Below are 23,489 nucleotides of genomic sequence, written 5' to 3'. Positions count from 1 at the left end.
TTATTTTTATATACTGAAATAGCTGTCATCAATAAGGATATTGACGATGATGTGGGGAAAAATCGCACTTGCGATGAGTGCATTTGCAGCCAATTCAATTTTTTGTCGTTTGGCATTAGCAGACCGAATGATTGATCCATACAGTTTTAGCATCATTCGAATTGTCAGTGGAGTACTGGTACTGGCAGTATTGCTGGGTTCGGTAGAAAAACTTAAACCCCAGCGGGAAAATTGGAAAGGCGGGTTGTGCTTAACAGGCTACATCTTGGCATTTTCAGTTGCTTATATGCAACTTGAGGCAGGTTTAGGCGCACTGCTACTGTTTGGTACAGTGCAAATTTCTATGGCGCTGTATGCAGTGTATAAAGGTGAAAAAGTTACGTGGTTCAGAGGCATAGGCTTATCGGTTGCTTTTTTAGGTATTTTACTGCTCTTTTTACCTGCGACACATGCACCGTCTTTATTTTATGCTTTTATGATGATACTGGCGGGGTTAAGCTGGGCTGGATATAGCCTGATTGGAATGTCAACAGCTCAACCTATGGTAATGACTTATAACAACTTTATTTGGGCAGTGCCGATCTGTTTGCTATTGAGTTTAGTCCAAATGCCCAATCTGTATATTCACTGGAATGGTCTGGCTTTAGCCATCATTTCGGGCGCATTCACCTCAAGTCTGGCGTATGTACTCTGGTATGATTTACTGAAACATCTTGATCGGATGACGGCAAGCACCTTGCAGTTGAGTGTCCCGTGTTTGGCATTGCTGGCAGGCGTGATTTTTCTCAATGAAACTTTGAGTTTGCGCATGCTGTTTGCCACTATCATGGTCTTGAGTGGTATAGGTCTACTGATTTTTGCGGGGCGTAAAATTGCTGTTGTACAGTAAATCGTTAAAAAATGACTAAGTTTCTCCAGCGTTTATGGTGGAGTAGGTGTTGATTCTAATCAGGGTGCTAGATTTGCTTTTATTGGAACTTTCCAGTAATTTCAGAAAGTGCTTTTATCTACATTGAGGCATAAAACACACAGAATAAGGAGATCAGGGTGAGTCTACTTTTACCAACATTGGCATTTATATTGGGTTGGCTCACTGCATCATGGAAATCTGCTGAAGCGCTGAAAGTCTTTTGCTCTCGTATCTTGGCACGATTTTTTATCCCTTTTGTGATTATTTACAACATGGTTTACTACCAGACAGGTAGTTTAAGCCTGATGCTGTTTAGCTTTAGCTCAGCTTTCTTGGTATATCTGGGTTTTGTTTATTTCTTTAAAGATCGGCTCATTGCACTCTGTGCCAGTTATGTCAATTTAGCATGGCTAGGTTTTCCATTTGCCTTGGCGATTTTTGGGCATCAGATCAGTTCTGCCATGATTGCGCTTTATGTTGGCGGCTCATTGTTTGGCAATATTTGGGCGGTCTCTGCGGTCAGTTCAGCACCGCAAAATACAGCCAGTTTAATGAAAAAAGTGTCGTTGTCGCCGCCTGTGATTGCCCTAATCATTTCTGCGATTTTGCGTTTATTACAAGTACAAAACTTTTCAGAACCAAGTTGGGTGCTGCATTTGTATCAGTTTGCCAAAGTGGGCATGGTGTTCACTGGCATGTGTGTACTGGGGATGTGGCTTAGACATACTCAAGTGGCAAAAGCTGATCTGTGGCACAGCGTTCGTGTGATGCTACCGAAGTTGGTATTTGGGGGGATCATTTGTAGTGTGAGTTATTACTTCATTCCCGTTGAAACTTTTAAAGAATATATCGGGTTGATGTTCTTTTTATTCTGTTTACCGCCTGCGGCAAATATTGTGGCACTTGAAACCCATTATCAGGGCACTGGCTATTCGGCACGTTATATTGCGGCAGGAACGATTGTTAGTATTGGTATAATTTTACTGTATGGACTTGTGTGGCGGCTACTCAAGGGTTAAAAACTGAGTTTAACCCTTGAATTGATTGGTGATTTAAACTTGAGTCAGGCTTTTGCGGAACAGTTGCATGGCTTGACCACGGTGACTGATCTGGTTTTTCTCGGCTTTACTTAGTTCAGCACTACTTTTTCCAAGTTCTGGGAGCCAGAACAATGGGTCGTACCCAAAGCCATTTTCACCACGTACAGCATCTAAAATTTCACCTGTCCAGATGCCTTGGAAAATTTTCGGTAAAGGGTCTTCGGCATGTTCAACCAAAGCCAGCACACAGACAAACATGCCTTCTATGGCTTGTCCTTCTTGACGAAAAGCGTTTAAGTCGCTCAGTAATTTTTGGTTATTGGCAGCATCATTGCCATGTTCACCTGCATAGCGTGCCGAATAAATACCAGGCGCACCACCGAGTATAGGCACACAAATGCCTGAATCATCCGCCAAGGCTGGTTTACCTGAAATTTTTGCAGCATGACGCGCTTTAATAATGGCATTTTCTACAAAACTTAAGCCATCTTCGACTGCATCTTCAATATTTAGACGACCTTGAGGAATAATTTCAACAGGTAAATTAAGCTGTTGGAATAGCGTTTCAAATTCGGCAACTTTGCCTTTATTGTTGCTTGCAAGTACCAATTGACCCGCATTGAGCCATGAATGAGTAGACATATCAGTTTTTAGATCAGCATAAATTAAATTGAATTTTAAGGCGTTTATATCGAATAGGGTAGTGTAAATCGCTGTATTCTGAAAGTCGAAAGAGGTGGCTCTATTTTATTCTGAAGTTACTACAAAATTTTTGAGGTCTTTCAGGAATTCTTTAAGCACAATATTTGGTTCAGAAGGTATATGTCCTTCAAAACTTAAATTAAATTGATCATCATAATAATCTAATAAATCATATAGATCTTGATTTTTTAAAGACTGGGATAAGTACAAAATTTTTTGAAGGAAAGAAAATGTATCTTGAGTTTTGACTAAATCTACATTCTTTACAATATATTCATTTAAAAGAAGATTTACGTATTCCTTTGTTAATTTCGTATTCAATAAGTTTTTAGATAACTGTTTGAAATAGTTTGAAACTTGTTCGGATGTAGATAGGAAACATATATCTAGCGCTAAATCATGAGATGGATTGTCTTCCAAAGTCTCAACTGCCCATCTTTGGATTTCTTCTGCTGTTATTATTTCCAATTCTAATTTTGCTTTGAATATTGCCTTTTCTATATCGCTCATTTGAAGTCAATCTAAGAAAATGAATGTTATCACTATAATGAAAAAACCGACTATCACAAGTCGGTTTTTTATCTCACTCAATAATTTTAGAGCAAGATTACTGTGCTTGAATCCATTTGTCAGCGCGGTCAACTGCCTGACGAATTTGTTCAGGTGTTAAGTTGGCTGCCAAAGCAGTTTTCTTGGTTTGTGACATATCAATCACTTTGTTGTCTAACATACCATCACGGGTTGAAAGTTCGTACCATTGATATGCATTCATATAGTTTTTATTGTGTTCTTCAATAAGCGCCAAGTTGAAGCTGGCACGGTTGTCGCCGTGGCTGGCTGCTTTTTCAAGGTACTGACGCCCCAATTTTTCATTTTGACTCGTACCAATGCCTTCAACCAACATACGACCGACATTGAGCTGAGCCGCAGAAACACCCTGATCGGCTGCTTTTTTATACCAAGTAAATGCCTGTTTTGGGTCTTTAGAAACTTCACGACCATATTGATAACGGGTTGCAACATAAAATTGTGCTGCGGCCTGACCTGCTTTCGCTTCATTCAGCAATTCGTTAAAGCTCATGGTCGAATAACGTGCGGCCAAAGCCGATGTTGATTGCTGTGATGGTAGGTAATCAGCATGAACCTGAGTACTTAAAATACCAAACAAAATGGTGCTAAAGAATACTTTTTTCATAGGGCGCTTACTCGATAAATTGCGACTTCACCAAACAAATTTGGAATATGTTTACTGAGTAAACTATCTTTTTGATTCCCATTTACGGCGAGTCGATTAATAATCCTAATCTGATTTTCAGCACACAGTGCTTCAAAATCACGGAAAGTACATAAATGAATATTCGGCGTGTTGTACCACATGTAAGGTAATGTTTCCGAAACAGGCATCATTCCTTTAAGTGCAAGAAAAGAACGAGTCTTCCAATGCGCGAAGTTTGGAAAAGTAATAATTGCCTGTTTGCCCACACGCACCATATCTCTTAAAAGAACATCAGGTGCATCAACCGCTTGCAACGCTTGTGCCATAACAACATAGTCAAAAGACTGGTCGGCAAAGCGGTGTAAACCCAAGTTGAGGTCTTGTTGTATAATATTTAACCCTCGACTGATCGCAATTGCAATCTTTTCTTGGTCGATTTCTAGTCCGTAGGCACGAATTTGATGCTTTTTACTCATATGAGCCAAAAGCTCACCATCACCACAGCCCAGATCAAGCACACTTGAGCCTGGTTTGATCCATTTTTCTGCGAGTTGCTGATCTAAACGCATTACACGGTCTCCTGTGGTGGGGTGCTTGCCAGATGTTCTTCACCACCCAAGAAAGCTCGAAGGGTTTTAACATACAGTGGAATCGGGAATAAGAACGAGTCATGACCTTGTTCAGCCTCAATATCGAGGTAGCTGACAGGCTTGTGATTGGTGATGAGAGCATTGACAATTTCCTGAGAACGCTCAGGACTAAAACGCCAGTCGGTGGTAAAGGACACCACCAAGAAACGGCATTTTGTATTTGCCATGGCTTTGGTCAATGAAGATTCATATTCACGCGAAGGATCAAAGTAATCTAAGGCTTTGGTCATAATCAGGTAGGTATTGGCATCGAAGTTACGACTAAACTGCTCACCCTGATAACGCAAATAACTTTCGACCTGAAATTCGACATCGAAACCATACATAAATTTGCCTGACTTCAGGTCACGACCAAATTTCTGTTTCATGGCTTCTTCAGACAAATAGGTAATATGTCCGACCATCCGCGCCAAAATCAGACCACGTTTCGGATAGCTGTCGTGCTCTAGATAGCGCCCATGATGAAAATCTGGGTCAGATAAAATAGACTGACGGGCAACTTCGTTAAAGGCAATATTTTGCGCTGAAAGTTTTGGGGCACTGGCAATAATGACACAATTTTTTAAGCGATCTGGATAATCGACCGACCATTGTAAGGCTTGCATGCCGCCTAAAGAGCCACCAATAATCGCATACCAAACTGAAATACCTAAACGGTCAGACAGCATGGCTTGAGTTTTGACCCAGTCCCGAACCGTGACTAATGGAAAATCTGGACCATACGGTAGATTGTCATTTTCGGGGTTGGGAGAGACAGGACCTGTTGAACCATTACAACCTCCAATATTGTTCAGTGCAATGACACAAAACTTGTTGGTATCAATGGCTTTGCCTGGTCCAATACAGGCATCCCACCAACCTGGTTTTTTATCATCCTCATGATGATAACCAGCAGCATGATGATGACCAGAGAGTGCATGGCAAATCAAAATTGCATTGGATTTTTCCGCATTTAACGTACCATAAGTTTCAATCATAAGATCAAAACGAGGTAAGATTCGACCACATTCCAGTTGGAGTGGTTGTTCGAATTGGTACTTTTGCGGGACGACCAAACCTACAGAGTCAGCTGAAAAAGACACGAGTGCAAATCGCCTTATATTTTGGAATTATGAAAAAATAAAAGGATACCAACTTGGGTATCCTTTTAAAATGTTTTTTTTAAGATTAAACAGCTTCAGAAATAATATCGCTGGTGCTAAGCAAGCCTTGTTCAATCAAGCTATTGGTACAAGCGAAGATGGCTTCAATGGATGATGTAACGGTGTTGTCATGAATACCTGCGCCAAATGCACTTTTACCTGTGCCTTTGACCTGTAATTCAACTAAGGTAAGTGCTTTAGCATGTGAACCTGAACCGATACTGCGTTCTTCATAATTCAAGACATCAATCGGCAATTGAAGTGCATTGACAATTGCAGAAATTGGGCCATTACCTTCGCCACGTAAATGCTGAGTTTCGCCGTCTATATCAATTTCAACATCAATAATCTGATTGCCATTTTCATCAGACAATTTGTAGTTTTTAGCGACGTAATTTTTGTCTTTAATGCTCACATAAGTTGTTTTGAACAAGTTCCAGATTTCATCTGCCGAAATTTCTTTAGCAGTTGCATCTGTATGTTGTTGAACCACTTGGCTAAATTCAATTTGCAAGCGACGCGGTAACACGACGTTGTAGTTTGATTCAAGCAAGTAAGCAATACCACCTTTACCTGACTGGCTATTGACACGAATCACGGCATCATAGTCACGTCCCAAGTCTTTTGGATCGATTGGCAAGTATGGCATATCCCAGATTTCTTCGTTTTTCTGGAAGTCAAAACCTTTTTTGATCGCATCTTGGTGAGAACCTGAGAATGCGGTAAATACCAAGTCACCTGCATAAGGATGGCGTGGATGAACTGGCAAACCAGTACATTCTTCTACAGTCGCAATCACTTCATTAATGTTGGAGAAATCCAAGTTTGGCGCAACACCCTGAGTGTACATGTTTAAGGCGATTGCAGCGACATCGACGTTACCTGTACGTTCGCCATTGCCAAATACACAGCCTTCTACACGGTCAGCGCCTGCCATAATGGCAAGTTCAGATGCTGCGATACCGCAGCCACGGTCATTGTGGCAGTGAACTGAAATCAACACGCCGTCACGACGTTCAATATTGCGGTGCATCCACTCGATCTGGTCGGCATAGACATTTGGTGTCGACACTTCAACGGTCGCAGGCAAGTTCAAAATCACTTTGTTATCTGGACGTGCATCCCAAATTTCAGTTACAGCATCACACGCCGCTTTAGCGACTTCTAATTCTGTTGCAGAGAAACATTCAGGGCTATATTGGAATACCCATTCAGTTTCAGGATACTGTGCTGCATATTCTTTCACTTTGGTGGCTGCATTGATGGCTAAAGCACGTGCGCCTTCAACATCGACATTCAAGACTTTTTTACGGAAAGTCGGTGAGTTGGAGTTGTAAATATGCACAATGGCACGTTTGGCACCTACCAATGCTTCAAAAGTGCGTTGAATTAAATGATCACGAGCCTGAACCAAAACTTCGATGTAAACATCATCTGGAATATGATTTTCTTCAATCAACTTACGTGTGAAGTCAAAGTCAATTTGTGATGCAGACGGGAAGCCAATTTCAATATGTTTGAAGCCAATTTTCACCAACATCTGGAACATTTTGAATTTCTGATCCATATCCATCGGTTCAAAAATGGCTTGGTTACCATCACGAAGATCGGTACTCATCCAGATAGGCGCTTTTGTGATTTCATTATTCGGCCATTGACGATCAGGTAAATCGACGCGCTGGTACATACGACGGTATTTTTTGCTTGGGTCAGCCAACATCATGGGGGTAGCTCCTTGCATAGCAGCATATGCCGAGGGGTAATTGGGCAATCTACTATATTATTTTGTGTTTAAACGAAGTGAATTCAACTATATTTCAGTTTTTTTGCACTGAATGAGCAAATAAAATTTATATGCGCGCAAAGCGCAGTTCAAACCACAGGGCAGATGCTATCGCAAATAACATTGGCATAATACCTCGGGTACATTACTCAATATAATCATTATAAGTCTGCTGTATAAAAAATATTTTTCGTTTTTTGCAATTTTTACACAATGCCTGAAAATTTTTTCTCGTTATTGAGTTAAAAATGCAAATAAAATCTAATTTCCCAAAGTGATCCGAAGATATTTTCGGGAAATTAGCGAGATTACTTTATAGTTCTGCCCACATGCGAATCAAGTTGTGATAAATATTGGTGAGTTTCATCACTTCAGCATGCGTATCGCCATGTGCAGCACGCAGATTGCGGATACTTTCGTCCAAGTTGAACAATAAATGACGTTTGCTGTCTTCACGAATCAGGCTTTGTACCCAAAAGAATGAGGCAAAACGTGTGCCACTGTGAATGGTGCTAACTTCATGCAGACTGGTCGATGGGTATAACACCACATCACCCGCAGGTAGTTTAACTTCATGATAACCGTAAGTGTCTTCAATCACCAGATCGCCACCATCATATTCATCGGGTTCACTTAAAAACAGCGTACAGGACAAATCTGTGCGGATCTGGTGACTAGTGCCGCGAATCAGGCGAATGGAGTTATCGACATGAAAGCCAAAAGTTTCACTTTCATCGTAACGGTTAAATAAAGGCGGAATAATATGATGGGGGAGTGCGGCTGCCTGAAAAATCGGGTTTTTCCAAATGGCTTGGATCACTCGCTCACTTAAAGCATGCGTCAGTGGATCTTGTTCTGAGAGCTGCTGATTACGTTTGACTGAGGCAGATAATGTGCCTGCGGTCACTTTGCCACCGACCCAGTTGGCAGTTTCCATCAGACGACGAAATTCTGCGACTTCTTCTTTTGATAATACGTTTGGAATATGATGAATCATAATAACTCGATACGTTGTTCAAAAATAAAAAAGACCATTTCCAGTGTATACAAGAAATGGTCAGAGATTACAGTGTCAAATTAGTATTTGAAGTTGATTGCAAGTACAGCATTACGTCCATCACCTTCAATCGCATAGTGAGCTGCCTGAGCTGAAGTGAAGTAGCGTTTATTGCTGATATTGTTGACATTCAACTGAATATTTACATTCTTGTTTACATCGTATTTTGCCATGGCGTTATAGATGGTATAAGCAGGTAAGTACTTGTTACTTGAAGTATTTGCATAAACCTGATCTTTATATTGAGCGCCAGCACCAATGGTCAGCTTTGGTAACACTTTATAGGTTGTCCAAAGTGTCGCGCTGTTTTTTGCAACAAATGGCAATGGCTTGCCTACCGTTGCGGCTGCATTGTAGGCAGCTTTTGTGAGTTCACTGTCCAAATAGCTATATCCGGCAGACATATCCCATTTATCGGTAATCTGACCTTTGAGGTCGATTTCAAAACCATTGACACGGCTGCTACCCACATTGGAATAGGTGTTTGCATCGGTCAAGACACGGGTATTTTGCTTTTCGGTACGGAACACGGCAGCCGTCAGGTTGGCACGATTGTTAAATAAATCCCATTTGGTGCCAAGTTCAACAGTACGTGCTTCTTCTGGTTTGAGATCGTCATAACTTGCTGAAACTGAATCTGCACCATCACCTTGGTCAATACCTACAGGGTTTGCAGAGGTTGCAAAACTTGCATAGATACTGCCATTTTCTGCTGGTTTAAAGACTAGGCCCACTTGGTAAGAAAAGTAATTTGAATCGCTTTGTAGAACCGTGCCAGCAGGAATTGTGGTGCTTCCACTGGTCGTATTTTTATAATATTTACGCTCTGTATCGAATTGATCCCAACGCACACCCAGATTTAGTAGCCATTGCGGATTAAATTCAATGCTGTCCAGCGCATAGACTGCCGCATTTGTACTACGTGTGGTGTACTGGTTTTTGATGCTTCCGAGAGTATCGGTATATAACCCATTGGTTGGATTGTTCACAGAGGTACACCAGCCACCGATATTCGTGGTTGTTGGTGAACAGTCAGTGCTGTGTACGGTTGATGTTGTACCTAAGCTGTTGGTAAAGGTGTGTACACCTTGTTCAGATGACTGATAACTCCATTCTGTACCGATGTTAAACGAGTGTTGTAAGCTACCTGTATTGAATTTACCTGTTAAGGCTAATTGATCGCTTACAGCATCAGTGTCGACAATGCGGCTGAGTGCTCGACGGGAAATCGTACCGTATGCCGCAACGTTACCTTTGGAATCATCAGGGTTGGTATAGACGTAGTCAGATTTTGATTTGGTGTATGATGCGGTATTTGATAACGTCAAATTGTCATTGAAATCATGTTCAAGTTTGAATGTTCCAATGTGGTTTTCACGCTTGTCAAAATCACGATTTTTCCAGCCATAATATGTACCTTGTTTCACATAAATTGGCTTGCCACCCGTAGTTAAAAATGGAATACCTGAATCGGGTTCATCGTAGCTTTGTAGGTAATAATAACTTAGAGTTCCACGTGTGGCTGTACCCAGTCCCCATGCAAGACTTGGGGCAATCCCGACACGGTTATATTCTGCGCCATCGATTGCACCTGGTTTATCATTTTGATGACCCATAACCACAACACGACCTGCAACGCCGTTGCCAAAATCTTTGTTGGCATCCAGCATAATATGACGATAGTTGTCTGTACCACCTTGAATTGAACCCTGATATTTGTCACCCTGATGAGCCACTTTGCTAATCAAGTTAATACTGCCACCAACACCGCCACCACCAGAAATTGCAGAGCTTGAACCTTTGGTGACTTCAACTTGTTCGATGGCAAACATGTCACGGTTTTGTGAAGTCGCGTTACGAATACCGTCTACATAAATTGAACTTTGGCTGCTGTAACCACGGATATAAGGCATATCGGTAAATGGCGTACCACCTTCACCTGCACCTAAGGTAATTCCTGGCTCATTAGCAAGTGCTTGTAGAAGGGTATTGGAGTTGGTGTCTTTTAATAATTTTTGTGAAATAACTGCAACAGATTTTGGGGTATCGAGTAAAGGCGCAACATATTTTTTATTTGCAGATTGCTTAACTTTAAAACCATCTTTTGTAGCCACCGCATGACTATAAATGGTGGGTAATTCTGCTGTTTCATCGGCTGCAATGGTCGCCGTAGTTGCCATAAGTGAAAGTGATGAGACAATTGCAGAAGAAACAATCTTCTTACGGGTTCGGATAAACGACATAATGAAAGGCTCTATAATTTTAGATGCTAATAATTCGCTAAATGTTAATAATTCTTGTTTGTAATAACACTACTTTACAATAGAAAAAAACGATTAAAAATGTGAATTAATTGTGCATTTTTGAAGTAAGAGTTTACGTATTGAAGTTAAGTATTTGAATTTAATTGTAAATTGAAAATATGAATTAGAATCTTGAAATTAAGTGTAAATAATAATGATTGTCATTTATTTTAATCTAAATGCTGTATTGAAAATGAATCAAGACCTGCTCATTACATAGAACTATGTGTGAATAAGCCATATATTAGCCTTGTCAAATCGTGATTTTAGCTTTCATGATAGGGGAGTTGATGGCCTTATATTAAAAACCAATCAACTCTAAAGTTAAAAACTAAACTGATGGCAAACGTTCTAAGAAATCTGATTAAAAATAGTTGCTAATAAAAAATCAAGATTGATCATCTGAAGCTTGCTGTTCATCCTCAGGATTTTCTAATTTGTTCTCGGCAATTTTTGCAGCTTCATAACCAGCAATTGCGCTAGCAGCCTTTTCAAGAAGGTTAGCATCTGGGTCAAGCTTATCAACACCTTGTTCGGCGATGATTGCACCCGCAATTTTCCCCACTTCATCTAAAATACTCATAGCCTTTCTTCTCCAGAAGGATTTCTCAAGATTGCAGTCTAATCAGATGAATTGTAAGTTGTGGTGTAAAAGCGTTGCACTTTAAAAGATTTATATGGTGCATAAGAAGAAAATTGCTACTTTTTGATGAGTTTTAAGTTTAGGTTAATTTTTCTCATCATGAGATTTGCTGATACTCGCCATCAAATAGGCATAAAAAAGTGAAAAATAGAAGATGACGCTAAAATATTCTCGAACCAAATTTTGTATATCGTGTCGTGATGGCTTATAATAGGCGACTTTGAAAATTTGCTACTACTAACTAGATATTGAGGAAGCCATGCAAGTAACGACTGAAGCGGTTTCGGGCGTTGCCCGTCGTTTAAATGTATCTGTACCGACGAGCCGTGTTAACGAGCAATTTGAAGCTCGCTTAAAACGCACTGCCAAAACTGCGAAAATCAACGGCTTCCGTCCAGGTAAAGTACCTGTAAATGTTGTACGCCGTGAATATGGCGCAGGCATTTATCAAGAAGTTGTAAATGACATCATTCGCGATACAGTATTTGAAGCAATTCAACAAGAAAAAATCAATGCTGTAGGTATGCCTAACATTGAGAAAGTTGAAAACAAAGATGATGCTTTAGTTTTTGAAGCGACTGTTGAAGTTTATCCAGAAATTCAAGTTAACGCGTTTGATACTTTAGAAGTTGAACGTAAGCAAACTGAAATCAACGACAAAGACGTTGATGTCATGATCGAAAACTTGCAAAAACAACGTCAAACTTGGGCTGTGACCAAAGGTATGGCGAAAAAGGACATGCAAGTAACTTTCGATTTTGAAGGTTCTATTGACGGTGAAACTTTCGAAGGCGGTTCTGCACAAGACTTTAAACTTGTTTTAGGTTCTGGTCGCATGATCCCTGGCTTTGAAGATGGCATCGTGGGCATGAAAGCTGGTGAAGAGAAAGTAATCGATGTTACTTTCCCTGAAGATTACCAAGCTGAAAACCTTGCAGGTAAACAAGCTCAGTTCAAAATCACTGTTAAGCAAGTTGAAAAGCCAAAACTTCCAGAAATTGATGCTGAATTCTTGAAAATCTTCGGTCTGACTGAAGAAGAAGGCGTTGAAAAATTAAAAGCTGACGTTCGCAAAAATATGGAACGTGAAGTGAAAAATGGTCTTCGTAACCAAATTAAAGCAGCTGCATTTGATGCATTGGTTGCTGCAAACGAAATCGAAGTTCCAAATACTATGGTTGCTCAGGAAATTGACCGTCAACGTCAACAAATGATCCAGCAATTCACTCAACAGTTTGGTGCAGAAGGTGCGAAAGCATTTGATTCTAGCTTGCTTCCAGATGACTTGTTCAAAGAGCAAGCTGAAAAGTCAGTTAAACTTGGCGTATTAGTAAGCAAAGTATTGGCTGATGCTAAACTTGAAGTTGATCAAGCACGTGTTGAGTCTTACATCGAAGACATGGCTTCTTCTTATGAAGATCCAACTGAAGTGATTGAATACTTCAAAAACGATGCAAAACAACGCCAGCAAATCGAAGCTGTTGTGTTAGAAGACCAAGTTGTAGATTTCATCTTGGCTTCTGCTAAAGTAACTGACAAAGCGGTAAGCTATGAAGAGTTGTTGAAAGAACAGCAAGCTCGTCAACAAGGCTAATCCTTTGACATAAAAAAAGGCGCGCTTGTTGCGCCTTTTTTTATGCTGTAGAAAAATTGTTAATACAGTGAATAATACGTGTAATCCGATTATTTATCTGTTATTTAGATAGGGAATAGTTTTGCAATTTTGGCTTTTATCGCGCATATTGTTGTCATGGTTTAAGTCATAAAAATTTAGGAATAAATAAACGTATGTATGTTCCAAACATAGAAAATGCTTTAGTTCCAGTTGTTGTTGAACAATCCTCACGCGGTGAACGCTCATTTGATATTTTTTCACGTTTGTTACGCGAACGTGTTATTTTTCTTACGGGTGAAGTTGAAGACAACATGGCAAATTTAATTGTTGCGCAGATGTTGTTTTTAGAAGCAGAGAACCCAGATAAAGATATACACCTTTATATTAATTCACCAGGTGGTTCTGTAACGGCAGGTATGGCAATTTACGATACCATGCAGTTTATCAAGCCTGATGTTTCAACGATCTGTATGGGGCAGGCTGCATCTATGGGTGCATTCTTGTTAAATGCAGGCGCTAAAGGTAAACGTTACTGTTTGGAAAATGCACGTGTCATGATTCACCAGCCACTTGGTGGTTTCCGTGGACAGGCATCAGACATTGAGATCCATGCACGTGAAATCCTGTTTATTAAAGAGCGTTTAAATCGCTTGATGGCAGAGCATAGTGGTCAAGATTATGAAACCGTTGCACGAGATACAGATCGTGATAACTTCATGACCGCACAGGCTGCTAAAGAGTATGGCTTAGTTGATGCTGTATTAACTAAACGTCCATAATGTAAAAGATTATTTATTGGAGAAAATATGTCCAACCATCCTCAAGGACAAAAACATTGTTCATTTTGCGGTAAAACGCAGTCTGAAGTCGGGAAACTGATTGCAGGCGAGGACGCATACATTTGTAACGAGTGTGTGGACGTATGTCTTGACTTGGTACAAACCAGTCAACAAGTCGACTCAGGTGACTGGGCAAGCCGTCCTTTGCCAAAGCCACATGAAATTCGCGCAGCGCTTGACCAGTATGTCATTGGTCAGGATATGGCGAAGAAAACCTTATCTGTGGCAGTTTATAACCACTATAAACGCTTAAAAGTGTCACAAACAGGGCATAAGCACGACGATATTGAGATTGCAAAAAGCAATATCTTACTCGTTGGTCCAACAGGATCAGGTAAAACCTTACTGGCTCAAACTTTGGCGCGCTTGCTTGATGTACCATTTGCTATGGCAGATGCAACGACACTGACCGAAGCTGGTTATGTGGGCGAAGATGTTGAAAACATTGTACAAAAGCTATTGCAAAAAGCGGATTACGATGTTGAGAAAGCACAAAAAGGGATTATCTATATTGATGAGATCGACAAGATCACACGCAAATCAGAAAATCCTTCCATCACTCGTGATGTATCGGGTGAGGGTGTGCAGCAAGCCTTATTGAAAATGATTGAAGGTACTGTGGCATCGATTCCACCACAAGGTGGGCGTAAACATCCGCAGCAAGAATTCATTCAGATTGATACCTCAAATATTTTGTTTATTTGTGGTGGCGCATTCTCTGGGCTGGAAAAAATTGTTCAGCAACGTCAGGAAAAAGGCGGGATTGGTTTCAATGCTGAAGTGAAGAATAAAGATGACAATAAAAAAGTCTCTGAATTGTTCCGTCAGGTTGAAGCGACTGACTTGGTTAAATTTGGCTTAATTCCTGAGTTTATTGGTCGTTTGCCTGTTATTGCAACATTGGATGAACTTGATGAAAAAGCTTTGATTCAGATTTTGACTGAACCAAAAAATGCATTAACCCGTCAGTATCAACATTTGTTTGATATGGAAAATGTGGACTTGGTGTTTGAAGAATCTGCGTTGCATGCTGTTGCGAAAAAAGCGCTGGAACGTAATACGGGTGCACGTGGTTTGCGTTCAATTCTGGAAAATGTTTTGCTCGATACCATGTATGACTTACCAAGCCGTACAGACGTAGGCACAATCATTATCAATGAAGCTGTGATTAATGATAAGGCTGAACCAGAAGTTAAAGCTGAGCGTGTACATACGGCACAACAGTCTTTGACTGAAAAAACTGATTTGAAGATTATTGACTCAAAATCAGCCTGATTCAGTTCCATAAAAAAACGCGCATGATGCGCGTTTTTTTATGCTTGATTATTTGCTCGAGGCTTTTTTCGGTAACGGTTTAAGGACATCAGTAATCTGTTGGGTCATCTGCTGTTGAAATTTTTTATCTTGGGTGAGTTTTTCAGTAGCTTGATTAATTTGCTGGGCGGTCTGTTGCAAAATAATCGGCATTTTTTTGTTAATAGACTGCCCTTCAGGAGATTTTAAGAAGCGGATATAGGCTTGAACCTCTTCTTCAGATAACTGCTCTGTATAGATATTTTTAATTATTTCAATAGGTTTTGCTTGCTGCAAAAACACTTCTACCGTGTTTACAAAAATCTTGGAAAGTTTTTGTGCTGCAACTTGATCTTGTTCGGTGAGAGTTTGATGTCCTGTGTAGTTTTTAATGACTTGCTCTGAATGTTTTTGGAAATACGGTGCGTAGTTTTTCACCGTTTCTTTTACCAATTGTTCGGCATTGGAGAGACGTATCAATTCTTGTACAGAAGCAGGTTGTGCAGGCGTTGCAAGCGCAGTTTGACTGATGCCGTAGCAGCAAACGCAAGCCAGTATAAAGCGAATAATAGGTTTTTTTGACATGATGTTTACCTTAAAGCTTTGAATGATTTTTAGAATGAATAGATTATCGTAATTAAAGAATATTTAAGTCTAAACTATTTTTATTGGGGTTGGGATGTGGGGGAGGCGCAAGCATAGAGATTACGCCTGAGAACTGAGTTTAATTAGAATTATTCACTGTCGATACCTAGGACTTTAAATAGACCATGATTTACAGCGCTATTGTTCATCATGTTGTGAACCACGACATTGTAGGTTTCTTGGCTTAGCGTTGGCATTTTGGCTGCTAGGGATTGCCCTTCAGGGGTGCGATAAAAACGGTTCAGTGCTTGGACTTCTTCTTCGGACAGGTTTTTTTGATAAAGCTGTTTCAGTTGTGGTTCAACATCTTGCCAGAACTGCTCTTTATTTAGACCGAGCGTTTGCAGTTGTTGTGGCTTGACCATGGATTGAGTATTTTGTTTTATTTGCAAGATATCAAAGAGTTGATCAATCGATTTGGGAGATGCAGGCTGTGCATGGCTCGAGTCAAAGAAAAACATTCCTCCAAGTAAAGTTAAAATCTGACTAATACTTTTGAGTTGCATGTGAAACGACCTTATGGTATTCGGTATAAATAGGACTTGTGTAATGTTACATTTTTGAGTGTTGAACAGGCCCTAATAATTTAAATAAAAAAACACGCCATGCGGCGTGTTTTTTGATGTATTTCGGTTAACCCGCTGTTGCATCTACAACAGGAATCTTACCGATTTTCTCTTGCCAGATTTTTGGTGCAATCGCATGGATTGATGTACCGTTAACATCGACAGCAACAGATACAGGCATATCTTCAACCACAAACTTGTAGATTGCTTCCATACCCAAGTCAGCAAATGCAACCACTTCAGCTTGACGAACAGCTTTAGAAACCAGATATGCAGCACCACCCACTGCCATGAGGTAAGTCGCTTTGTTATCTTTAATGGCTTCGACAGCAGCAGGACCGCGGTCTGCCTTACCAATCATGCCGAACAAGCCAGTTGATTCTAGGACTTGACGAGTGAACTTGTCCATACGTGTTGCAGTTGTAGGACCAGCAGGACCAACCACTTCATCGCGTACAGGATCGACAGGACCTACGTAGTAAATAAATTTACCTTTAAGGTCTACAGGAAGCTCTTCACCGTTGTTTAACATGTCAACCATGCGTTTGTGCGCAGCGTCACGACCTGTATAGATTGTACCGTTAAGAAGAAGCGTATCACCTGGTTTCCAAGAGTTCATTTCTTCTTGAGTAATGGTGTCTAGGTTGACACGTTTAGATTTAGAAGCATCCCAAGTAACTTGTGGGTAGTCTTCAAGTTTAGGTGCCTGAATATGTGCAGGACCTGAACCATCAAGTTGGAAATGTGCATGGCGAGTTGCAGCACAGTTTGGAATCATACCAACTGGTTTACCTGCAGCGTGACAAGGGTAGTCCTTGATTTTGATATCAAGTACTGTGGTTAAACCACCAAGACCTTGTGCACCAATACCCAAAGCATTTACTTTTTCGAAGATTTCGATACGAAGCTCTTCCATCTTGCTTTGAGGACCACGACGAAGCAATTCGTCCATGTTGATTTCTTCCATGAGTGCTTCTTTTGCAAGCATCATGGCTTTTTCAGCAGTACCACCGATCCCAATACCGAGCATGCCAGGTGGACACCAGCCTGCACCCATGGTTGGAACAGTTTTAAGTACCCAATCCACAATTGAGTCAGATGGATTCAGCATCGCAAGTTTTGATTTGTTTTCTGAACCGCCACCTTTGGCAGCAACAGTAATATCAACTTTGTTGCCAGGTACGAGTTTGTAGTGAATCACTGCTGGCGTATTGTCTTTGGTATTTTTACGACCAAATGCTGGATCTGCTAAAACTGATGCACGAAGTACGTTGGTGTTTTCTAGGTAACCTTGGCGTACACCTTCGTTGATTGCATCATCAAGACTCATGGTTAAATCAAATTTAACATCAAGCCCTACATCAACAAACACGTTGACAATCCCGGTATCTTGACAGATTGGGCGATGACCTTCTGCACACATACGCGAGTTAATTAAAATTTGTGCGATTGCATCCTTAGCGGCTTGGTTTTCTTCACGATCATACGCACGGCTCATCGCCTGAATAAAATCTTGCGGATGATAGTATGAAATAAACTGTAAGGCATCCTTGACCGAAGTGATCAAGTCATCTTGTTTGATAATGGTCGTCATATCAAAAGTCTCTTGAGCGGGCTGTTAGCTAGCGGGCTAAATTATATGACAAAATGAGCAGTCTGTGGGCAGTTTTGCCGAGATTTTGATCCAAGGTCGAATACAAGTAAAAATATAAAAATGAGTTGAAACTTTAACAACAGGAATATCGTCCCGTGACCCAAGAACATCTTGCTGAAAATATTATCGAAATTTATCGTCAATATGTGCAGCAATGAACCAAGCTGTGCGGAACTGATTTATAAAAAGATATGGTGAAATGTTTGGGGAAGGCACTTTATCATGCCAGTTTGCAAGTGATGAATACTGAATATTGTTGCAGCAGTATTGTTTTGAGGTCGTAGAAATGGTTGTTGAAGATGCTAAATGTACAGGGCATCCATTTGGATAGCATAAAAGCAGAAGCAATAAAAAAGCCACTCAAGATGCTTGAATGGCTTTTCTAATTTTAACTGGCGATTAAGAGGCTTTTGCTGCTGTTTTTGCTTCAGCTTGCTGTTCTGACTGAATCGCAGTTAATGCAATCGTAAAAACAATGTCGTCAACCAATGCACCACGTGACAAGTCATTGACTGGTTTATTTAAACCTTGCAGCATTGGACCGACACTCACCACATTGGCAGAACGTTGTACCGCTTTGTAGGTGGTGTTACCTGTGTTAAGGTCAGGGAAAATAAACACATTGGCACGACCTGCTACCTGTGAATTCGGTGCTTTAGAGCGTCCGACACTTTCAACCGAAGCGGCATCGTACTGCAATGGACCATCAATCAATAAGTCTGGACGACGTTGTTGTGCAATCGTAGTCGCCTGAGCCACTTTTTCCACGTCAGCGCCTGCACCTGATGTACCTGTTGAGTAGCTGATCATGGCAATACGTGGTTCAATGCCAAAAGCTTTGGCAGAATCGGCAGATTGAATGGCGATTTCGGCCAATTGCTCGGCAGTTGGATCTGGGTTAATCGCACAGTCGCCATAGACATAGACTTCATCTGGCAACAACATGAAGAATACAGAAGAAACTAAAGAGTACTCAGGGGCTGTTTTGATCAGCTGGAAGGCTGGGCGAACGGTATTTGCAGTGGTATGTACTGCACCAGAAACCAGACCATCAACCTGATCGAGTGCTAGCATCATTGTGCCGAGAACAACGGTATCTTGTAGTTGTTCTTCCGCTTGAGCAGCATCAAGTTTGCCTTTACGCAATTGTACCATCGGCTCGACATATTGCGCACGAATGCTGTCAGGATCAACGATTTCCAGATCGCTTGGCAGTTCAATATTGCGTGCTTTGGCCACTTCAAGAACCTGTTCTGGTTTTGCGAGCAAAATACAGTGTGCCAAACCACGTGACTGACAGATTGCCGCAGCTTCAACGGTACGTGGTTCATCACCTTCAGGAAGCACAATACGTTTTTTCGCTGCAATTGATTTTTGTACCAACTCGTAACGGAAAGCCGAAGGAGATAAGCGTGATTGGGTTGCAGCTTCACTGTGTTGAGTTAACCATTTTGGATCAAGATGGCTTGAAACAAAACGAGTCACTTGCTCTGCTCGTTCTAAATCATTGGTTGGAACTTCATTGCTCAGGCTTGCGAGGCGCTGCGCGGTTTCTAGTGTATTGAGTGAGGTATGTAAAATCGGTAAGCCCTGCTGGGTTGCCGATTTACAAAACTCTAAAACCTGTGCATTTGGCGCTTCACGTTCAGTCAGAATTAAACCTGCAACTGGCACGCCATTTTGCGTTGCAAGGCTGGCTGCCAAAATTACATCAATGCGTTCAGATGCGCTGATAATTAGCTCACCTGCGACAAATTTATTCAGTTCATGTTCAATGCTAGATGCAATTAGACTCGTGTGCAGCACGCGACGTTTAGCGGCATTTCCTAGATTAATCCATGTTGCCTTGATGCTGCTTGCAATATCAAGGGTACGTGGCACGCTGAGGGTATTGCTAAATGGAACTAGACCCACTATAGGGAGTGCTGTTGTACCAATATAACGATTGAATTTTTGTAGCTGAGTAGTGAACTCGGTAATTTCTTTTTCAAGGCGTAGTGATGTATCGAGTGCCACTGGAATTTGTGCTGCACTTTCAGCCAAGCCTTTGGTACGCATAAATAGCACGCCTGCAGCACGTTTGCTTTCTACACCGCCAAAGTGACGTAAGCTCGCTTCAATTTTTTCTGCAGTTTGTCTTGGCTGATTTAAATCGGCTTTGCTCACCAAAACGACTTTGGCATCGAGCGCTTTTGCGAGCTGTGCATTAAGCTCATTGGCAAAATAATCTTCGGTAGTTGCCAGTAAGCCTTCGACAATAATGACTTTATGCTGTTTCGCTACTTCACGATGCAGCCGAACTGCATCTTCCAGTAATTCATCAATTTCACCTGAGTTGATCGAATTTAAGATCTGCCGATGCGTAATTGATGGTGTGGCTTGTGTTTGAAAAAGCTGTGCATATAAAGCGGCTGTACGGTTATGGTGCTGGTCTTGTTCCTGACAAAAAGGTTTGAAAAAACCTGCTTTAATGCCGCTACAGTCCAGTGCATAAATCATGCCGAGGCAAGCGGAGGTTAAACCCACGCTTTCCTCGGTTGGAATAAGAAGAAGGGTATTCATAAAAACACCTGATTGTAATTTTATTGATTAAGCAATCGCTGCGTTTGCCTCACGGCTAAGCTGTTCTACGACGTGCTCGGTTTCTTTTGCGATACGGCCTTCCTCATCAGTTGGGATAACCCAGATTTGAGGACCTGCGCCTGCATCGATACGGCCTTCAGTACCACGTTTTAGAGTATTGTTTTTCTCTTTGTCGAGATTGAAACCAAAGTGCGGCAAATATGCCATGGTTTTTTCACGAATATACGCTGAGTTTTCACCAATACCACCTGTGAAGAATAAACCATCAATACGTGGTAGGCCACAGCTCAGTGCTGCTAAAGATTTTGCCAAACGGTAGCAGAACACTTCAATGGCTAAAGTAGCATCTTCATTGCCTTGTTCAGAAGCTTCGATCAAGGTGCGCATGTCATTTGAAAGATTGTTCGATAGACCAAGTAAGCCGCTTTCCTTGTTGAGCATTTTATCAATTTTGAAAATGTCCCAACCGAGGTTGCTTGCCAGGAAGCTATGAATACTTGGGTCAACATCACCACTACGCGTACCCATAACCACACCTTCAAGTGGAGTAAGTCCCATAGAAGTATCGACGCTTTGGCCATTCCAGATCGCGCAGGTTGAGCTACCATTGCCTAGGTGTGCAGTTAACCAACCACCTTGTTTCAGGCTGCCAGCAAGCTCAGAACCACGTTCTGAAACGTAGGCATGGCTAGTACCGTGGAAACCATAGCGACGCACGTTATGGTCGGTAAATAAGAATTTTGGTACAGCATAGCGGTAGGCATGTGCTGGCATAGTTTGGTGGAATGCGGTATCAAATACTGCAACTTGTGGTAGTTCAGGGAACAAACGCATAGTTGCTTCAATCCCAACCAAGTGGGCAGGGTTATGTAATGGCGCAAGCGGAGTTGCTTCACGAATACGCTGAATAATATCTGGTGTTAATAAATGCGCTTTGGTTAAAGTCCCGCCGTGTACGACACGGTGACCAATCGCTTGTGGATTATAATGAGAAAGACGTTCTAGCAAGGTCTCTAGCGCTTGTTCATGGTTGGCATTCGGAATAGCCAGCTCAAGGGGTTGACCACCCGCAGTAATTCCTTTGATGCGCGCGTTTTCTGAGCCAAGATTCTCTGCTAGCCCGTAGATACGATCTTCACGGCGTTCTGATACCAATGCATATTTAATGGAAGAAGAACCGCAATTAATCACTAAAACAGATGTAGACACGTCATTATTCCCAATTTTAATTGAAATCATATTCCTGTTCATGATCCGTGCTAGGAAAGAACCTGACTGATCGAATACATTATTTTTAACATGGGTTATTTTTTAGTCCAAGCTAGACTTTAGCCGATACGACTTTAGAATTATGATGGTATTTTTATTGATTAAGCCTAGCATTATCAATAATTTATCTAAATATTCTTTAAAATTACCCATATTCTTTTTAAAAATTACCAATATTTTTTTTAAAAATATTTAATTCTCAAAGCAAGTTTACTCACTTTGAGAATCTATCTCTATCTATTTCGGCTGCTTATTGGCGAATTTGACCATCCCCAAGCACAATCCATTTTTGTGAGGTCAGACCTTCTAGACCGACAGGGCCTCGAGTATGGATTTTGTCGGTAGAAATGCCAATTTCTGCACCTAAACCATATTCAAAACCATCGGCAAAGCGGGTTGAAGCATTAATCATCACTGAGCTTGAGTCAACCCGAGCAAGGAACTGACGGGCCAACGTATAGTTTTCAGTGACAATCGCATCGGTATGGTGTGAACCATATTTGTTGATGTGGGCAATCGCATCATCCATATTGGCAATCACTTTCACCGCAAGAATTGGTGCAAGGTATTCGGTGTACCAGTCTTCTTCGGTTGCAGCAATCACTTGCTGACCCAAAATCTTCTGCGTCTGTTCACAGCCGCGAAGCTCAACTTGTTTTTCAGCATATTTTGCGGCAATCGCAGGTAAGAACTGCTCGGCAACGGCTTGGTGTACTAACAGGCTTTCCATGGCATTACATACGCCATAACGGTGAGTTTTGGCATTGAAGGCAATCGCAAGCGCTTTGTCGAGATCCGCTTGTGAATCGACATAAACGTGGCAGTTACCATCTAAATGCTTAATCACAGGAATACGTGCTTCACGGCTAATGCGTTCAATCAGCCCTTTGCCACCACGTGGTACGATCACATCGACAAATTCAGTCATGGTAATGAGATGACCTACTGCTGCACGGTCTGCAGTTTCGACGACTTGTACCGACGTTTCAGGTAAACCTGATTGTTGTAAACCAAGCTGAATGGCGTGTGCGATGGCTTTGTTAGACTGAAGTGCTTCAGAACCACCACGCAAAATAATGGCATTGCCTGATTTGAGCGCCAAAGATGCAGCTTCCAAGGTCACGTTCGGGCGTGATTCATAAATCATGCCCACGACACCTAAAGGTACGCGCATTTTACCAATCTGAATCCCAGAAGGACGATAAGCTAAATCAGTAATCTCGCCAATCGGGTCGGTGAGCTGAGCCACATCTTTTAGACCTTGTAACATTGCTGCAAAGCGTGCGGGGTTAAGCTCTAGACGGTCAAGTAAGGCGCTGTCGAGTTGATTGGTACGACCATTTTGCATATCAATTTGGTTAGCTGCCAAAACTTCAGCTTGTTGTTGTACCAAGGCATCATGGATTGCCATAAGCGCTTGGTTTTTGGTTTTCGTCGAAGCGCTCGCTAATGTTTGCGAGGCTTGGCGAGCCTGTTGACCGACGGTCTGCATGTACTCCGCAATAGACTGTTGCATAATATTAAGATCACTTAAAAAATCATCACTGATAGTAACAGTGTTATTTAAAAAATAAAACGC

20 protein-coding genes are annotated in these 23,489 nt (G+C 41.4%); 5 read left to right on the top strand and 15 right to left on the bottom strand.

What is annotated here, in order from left to right; genetic code table 11:
• The first annotated feature begins 46 nt into the window (after window positions 1–46).
• Window positions 47–889, top strand: a complete 843-nt coding sequence (locus F975_RS12515; RefSeq protein ID WP_004753860.1) for a DMT family transporter — start codon at window positions 47–49, stop codon at window positions 887–889.
• A gap of 158 nt (window positions 890–1,047) precedes the next feature.
• Window positions 1,048–1,929 (top strand): AEC family transporter, encoded by an 882-nt coding sequence (locus F975_RS12510; protein WP_004753858.1) that lies wholly within the window; start codon window positions 1,048–1,050, stop codon window positions 1,927–1,929.
• A gap of 33 nt (window positions 1,930–1,962) precedes the next feature.
• Here F975_RS12510 and rdgB read toward each other — a convergent pair whose 3' ends face one another.
• From rdgB to F975_RS12465, 9 genes are all read right to left on the bottom strand, one after another.
• A complete protein-coding gene (gene rdgB / locus F975_RS12505; protein WP_004753856.1) occupies window positions 1,963–2,592 on the bottom strand; it encodes an RdgB/HAM1 family non-canonical purine NTP pyrophosphatase in 630 nt (209 codons plus the stop codon).
• Window positions 2,593–2,697: 105 nt separating this feature from the next.
• Window positions 2,698–3,162, bottom strand: coding sequence for a hypothetical protein (locus F975_RS12500; RefSeq protein ID WP_004753854.1), 465 nt, complete (start codon window positions 3,160–3,162; stop codon window positions 2,698–2,700).
• Window positions 3,163–3,259: 97 nt separating this feature from the next.
• Window positions 3,260–3,847, bottom strand: a complete 588-nt coding sequence (locus tag F975_RS12495; RefSeq protein WP_004753852.1) for a tetratricopeptide repeat protein — start codon at window positions 3,845–3,847, stop codon at window positions 3,260–3,262.
• Window positions 3,844–4,437: a methionine biosynthesis protein MetW gene (gene metW, locus F975_RS12490; RefSeq protein WP_004753850.1), complete on the bottom strand. Its 594-nt coding sequence runs from the start codon at window positions 4,435–4,437 to the stop codon at window positions 3,844–3,846. Before metW ends, F975_RS12495 begins: the two co-directional genes overlap by 4 nt.
• Complete coding sequence (gene metX / locus F975_RS12485) at window positions 4,437–5,600, bottom strand: homoserine O-succinyltransferase MetX (protein WP_004753848.1); 1,164 nt, start codon at window positions 5,598–5,600, stop codon at window positions 4,437–4,439. The genes metW and metX overlap by 1 nt, the downstream gene beginning before the upstream one ends.
• 85 nt (window positions 5,601–5,685) lie before the next feature.
• On the bottom strand, window positions 5,686–7,383 hold the full coding sequence (gene leuA, locus F975_RS12480) for a 2-isopropylmalate synthase (RefSeq protein WP_004753847.1): 1,698 nt from the start codon (window positions 7,381–7,383) through the stop codon (window positions 5,686–5,688).
• A gap of 373 nt (window positions 7,384–7,756) precedes the next feature.
• Window positions 7,757–8,440: a Fe2+-dependent dioxygenase gene (locus F975_RS12475; RefSeq protein ID WP_004753845.1), complete on the bottom strand. Its 684-nt coding sequence runs from the start codon at window positions 8,438–8,440 to the stop codon at window positions 7,757–7,759.
• 80 nt (window positions 8,441–8,520) lie between these two features.
• The gene (locus F975_RS12470) at window positions 8,521–10,743 is read right to left on the bottom strand and encodes a TonB-dependent receptor (protein WP_004753844.1); all 2,223 of its coding nucleotides are present in this window, start codon (window positions 10,741–10,743) and stop codon (window positions 8,521–8,523) included.
• Window positions 10,744–11,191: 448 nt separating this feature from the next.
• Window positions 11,192–11,386, bottom strand: coding sequence for a hypothetical protein (locus F975_RS12465; RefSeq protein WP_004753842.1), 195 nt, complete (start codon window positions 11,384–11,386; stop codon window positions 11,192–11,194).
• A gap of 319 nt (window positions 11,387–11,705) precedes the next feature.
• Here F975_RS12465 and tig point away from each other — a divergent pair, with 319 nt between their 5' ends.
• The 3 genes from tig to clpX all read left to right on the top strand — a co-directional run bounded on the left by tig (window position 11,706) and on the right by clpX (window position 15,175).
• Window positions 11,706–13,040, top strand: coding sequence for a trigger factor (gene tig, locus F975_RS12460; RefSeq protein ID WP_004753840.1), 1,335 nt, complete (start codon window positions 11,706–11,708; stop codon window positions 13,038–13,040).
• A gap of 194 nt (window positions 13,041–13,234) precedes the next feature.
• Complete coding sequence (clpP, locus tag F975_RS12455) at window positions 13,235–13,840, top strand: ATP-dependent Clp endopeptidase proteolytic subunit ClpP (protein ID WP_004753838.1); 606 nt, start codon at window positions 13,235–13,237, stop codon at window positions 13,838–13,840.
• 27 nt (window positions 13,841–13,867) lie between these two features.
• On the top strand, window positions 13,868–15,175 hold the full coding sequence (gene clpX / locus F975_RS12450; protein WP_004753835.1) for an ATP-dependent protease ATP-binding subunit ClpX: 1,308 nt from the start codon (window positions 13,868–13,870) through the stop codon (window positions 15,173–15,175).
• A gap of 48 nt (window positions 15,176–15,223) precedes the next feature.
• Here clpX and F975_RS12445 read toward each other — a convergent pair whose 3' ends face one another.
• The 6 genes from F975_RS12445 to F975_RS12420 form a co-directional block, all read right to left on the bottom strand.
• Window positions 15,224–15,778: a DUF2059 domain-containing protein gene (locus F975_RS12445; RefSeq protein ID WP_004753832.1), complete on the bottom strand. Its 555-nt coding sequence runs from the start codon at window positions 15,776–15,778 to the stop codon at window positions 15,224–15,226.
• A 149-nt stretch (window positions 15,779–15,927) separates the two neighbouring features.
• The gene (locus tag F975_RS12440) at window positions 15,928–16,344 is read right to left on the bottom strand and encodes a DUF2059 domain-containing protein (protein ID WP_004753830.1); all 417 of its coding nucleotides are present in this window, start codon (window positions 16,342–16,344) and stop codon (window positions 15,928–15,930) included.
• 127 nt (window positions 16,345–16,471) lie between these two features.
• Window positions 16,472–17,998, bottom strand: a complete 1,527-nt coding sequence (locus F975_RS12435; RefSeq protein ID WP_004753828.1) for a fumarate hydratase — start codon at window positions 17,996–17,998, stop codon at window positions 16,472–16,474.
• A gap of 459 nt (window positions 17,999–18,457) precedes the next feature.
• Window positions 18,458–20,620 (bottom strand): phosphate acetyltransferase, encoded by a 2,163-nt coding sequence (pta, locus tag F975_RS12430; protein WP_004753825.1) that lies wholly within the window; start codon window positions 20,618–20,620, stop codon window positions 18,458–18,460.
• A gap of 27 nt (window positions 20,621–20,647) precedes the next feature.
• Window positions 20,648–21,850, bottom strand: coding sequence for an acetate/propionate family kinase (locus F975_RS12425; protein ID WP_034426352.1), 1,203 nt, complete (start codon window positions 21,848–21,850; stop codon window positions 20,648–20,650).
• 310 nt (window positions 21,851–22,160) lie between these two features.
• Complete coding sequence (locus F975_RS12420; protein ID WP_004753821.1) at window positions 22,161–23,426, bottom strand: glutamate-5-semialdehyde dehydrogenase; 1,266 nt, start codon at window positions 23,424–23,426, stop codon at window positions 22,161–22,163.
• Window positions 23,427–23,489: the final 63 nt, after the last annotated feature.

The sequence above is a fragment of the Acinetobacter brisouisimilis genome (assembly GCF_000368265.1).
Taxonomy (GTDB): Bacteria; Pseudomonadota; Gammaproteobacteria; order Pseudomonadales; family Moraxellaceae; genus Acinetobacter.
This window is presented reverse-complemented; position numbering and strand designations above follow the sequence as displayed.

Coding starts and splice junctions, on each gene's coding strand:
- F975_RS12515 (WP_004753860.1), top strand. CDS start 47: ATGATGTGGGGAAAAATCGCACTTGCGATGAGTGCATTTGCAGCCAAT.
- rdgB (WP_004753856.1), bottom strand. CDS start 2,592: ATGTCTACTCATTCATGGCTCAATGCGGGTCAATTGGTACTTGCAAGC.
- F975_RS12500 (WP_004753854.1), bottom strand. CDS start 3,162: ATGAGCGATATAGAAAAGGCAATATTCAAAGCAAAATTAGAATTGGAA.
- F975_RS12495 (WP_004753852.1), bottom strand. CDS start 3,847: ATGAAAAAAGTATTCTTTAGCACCATTTTGTTTGGTATTTTAAGTACT.
- metW (WP_004753850.1), bottom strand. CDS start 4,437: ATGCGTTTAGATCAGCAACTCGCAGAAAAATGGATCAAACCAGGCTCA.
- leuA (WP_004753847.1), bottom strand. CDS start 7,383: ATGATGTTGGCTGACCCAAGCAAAAAATACCGTCGTATGTACCAGCGC.
- F975_RS12475 (WP_004753845.1), bottom strand. CDS start 8,440: ATGATTCATCATATTCCAAACGTATTATCAAAAGAAGAAGTCGCAGAA.
- F975_RS12470 (WP_004753844.1), bottom strand. CDS start 10,743: ATGTCGTTTATCCGAACCCGTAAGAAGATTGTTTCTTCTGCAATTGTC.
- F975_RS12465 (WP_004753842.1), bottom strand. CDS start 11,386: ATGAGTATTTTAGATGAAGTGGGGAAAATTGCGGGTGCAATCATCGCC.
- tig (WP_004753840.1), top strand. CDS start 11,706: ATGCAAGTAACGACTGAAGCGGTTTCGGGCGTTGCCCGTCGTTTAAAT.
- clpP (WP_004753838.1), top strand. CDS start 13,235: ATGTATGTTCCAAACATAGAAAATGCTTTAGTTCCAGTTGTTGTTGAA.
- clpX (WP_004753835.1), top strand. CDS start 13,868: ATGTCCAACCATCCTCAAGGACAAAAACATTGTTCATTTTGCGGTAAA.
- F975_RS12445 (WP_004753832.1), bottom strand. CDS start 15,778: ATGTCAAAAAAACCTATTATTCGCTTTATACTGGCTTGCGTTTGCTGC.
- F975_RS12440 (WP_004753830.1), bottom strand. CDS start 16,344: ATGCAACTCAAAAGTATTAGTCAGATTTTAACTTTACTTGGAGGAATG.
- F975_RS12435 (WP_004753828.1), bottom strand. CDS start 17,998: ATGACGACCATTATCAAACAAGATGACTTGATCACTTCGGTCAAGGAT.
- pta (WP_004753825.1), bottom strand. CDS start 20,620: ATGAATACCCTTCTTCTTATTCCAACCGAGGAAAGCGTGGGTTTAACC.
- F975_RS12420 (WP_004753821.1), bottom strand. CDS start 23,426: ATGCAACAGTCTATTGCGGAGTACATGCAGACCGTCGGTCAACAGGCT.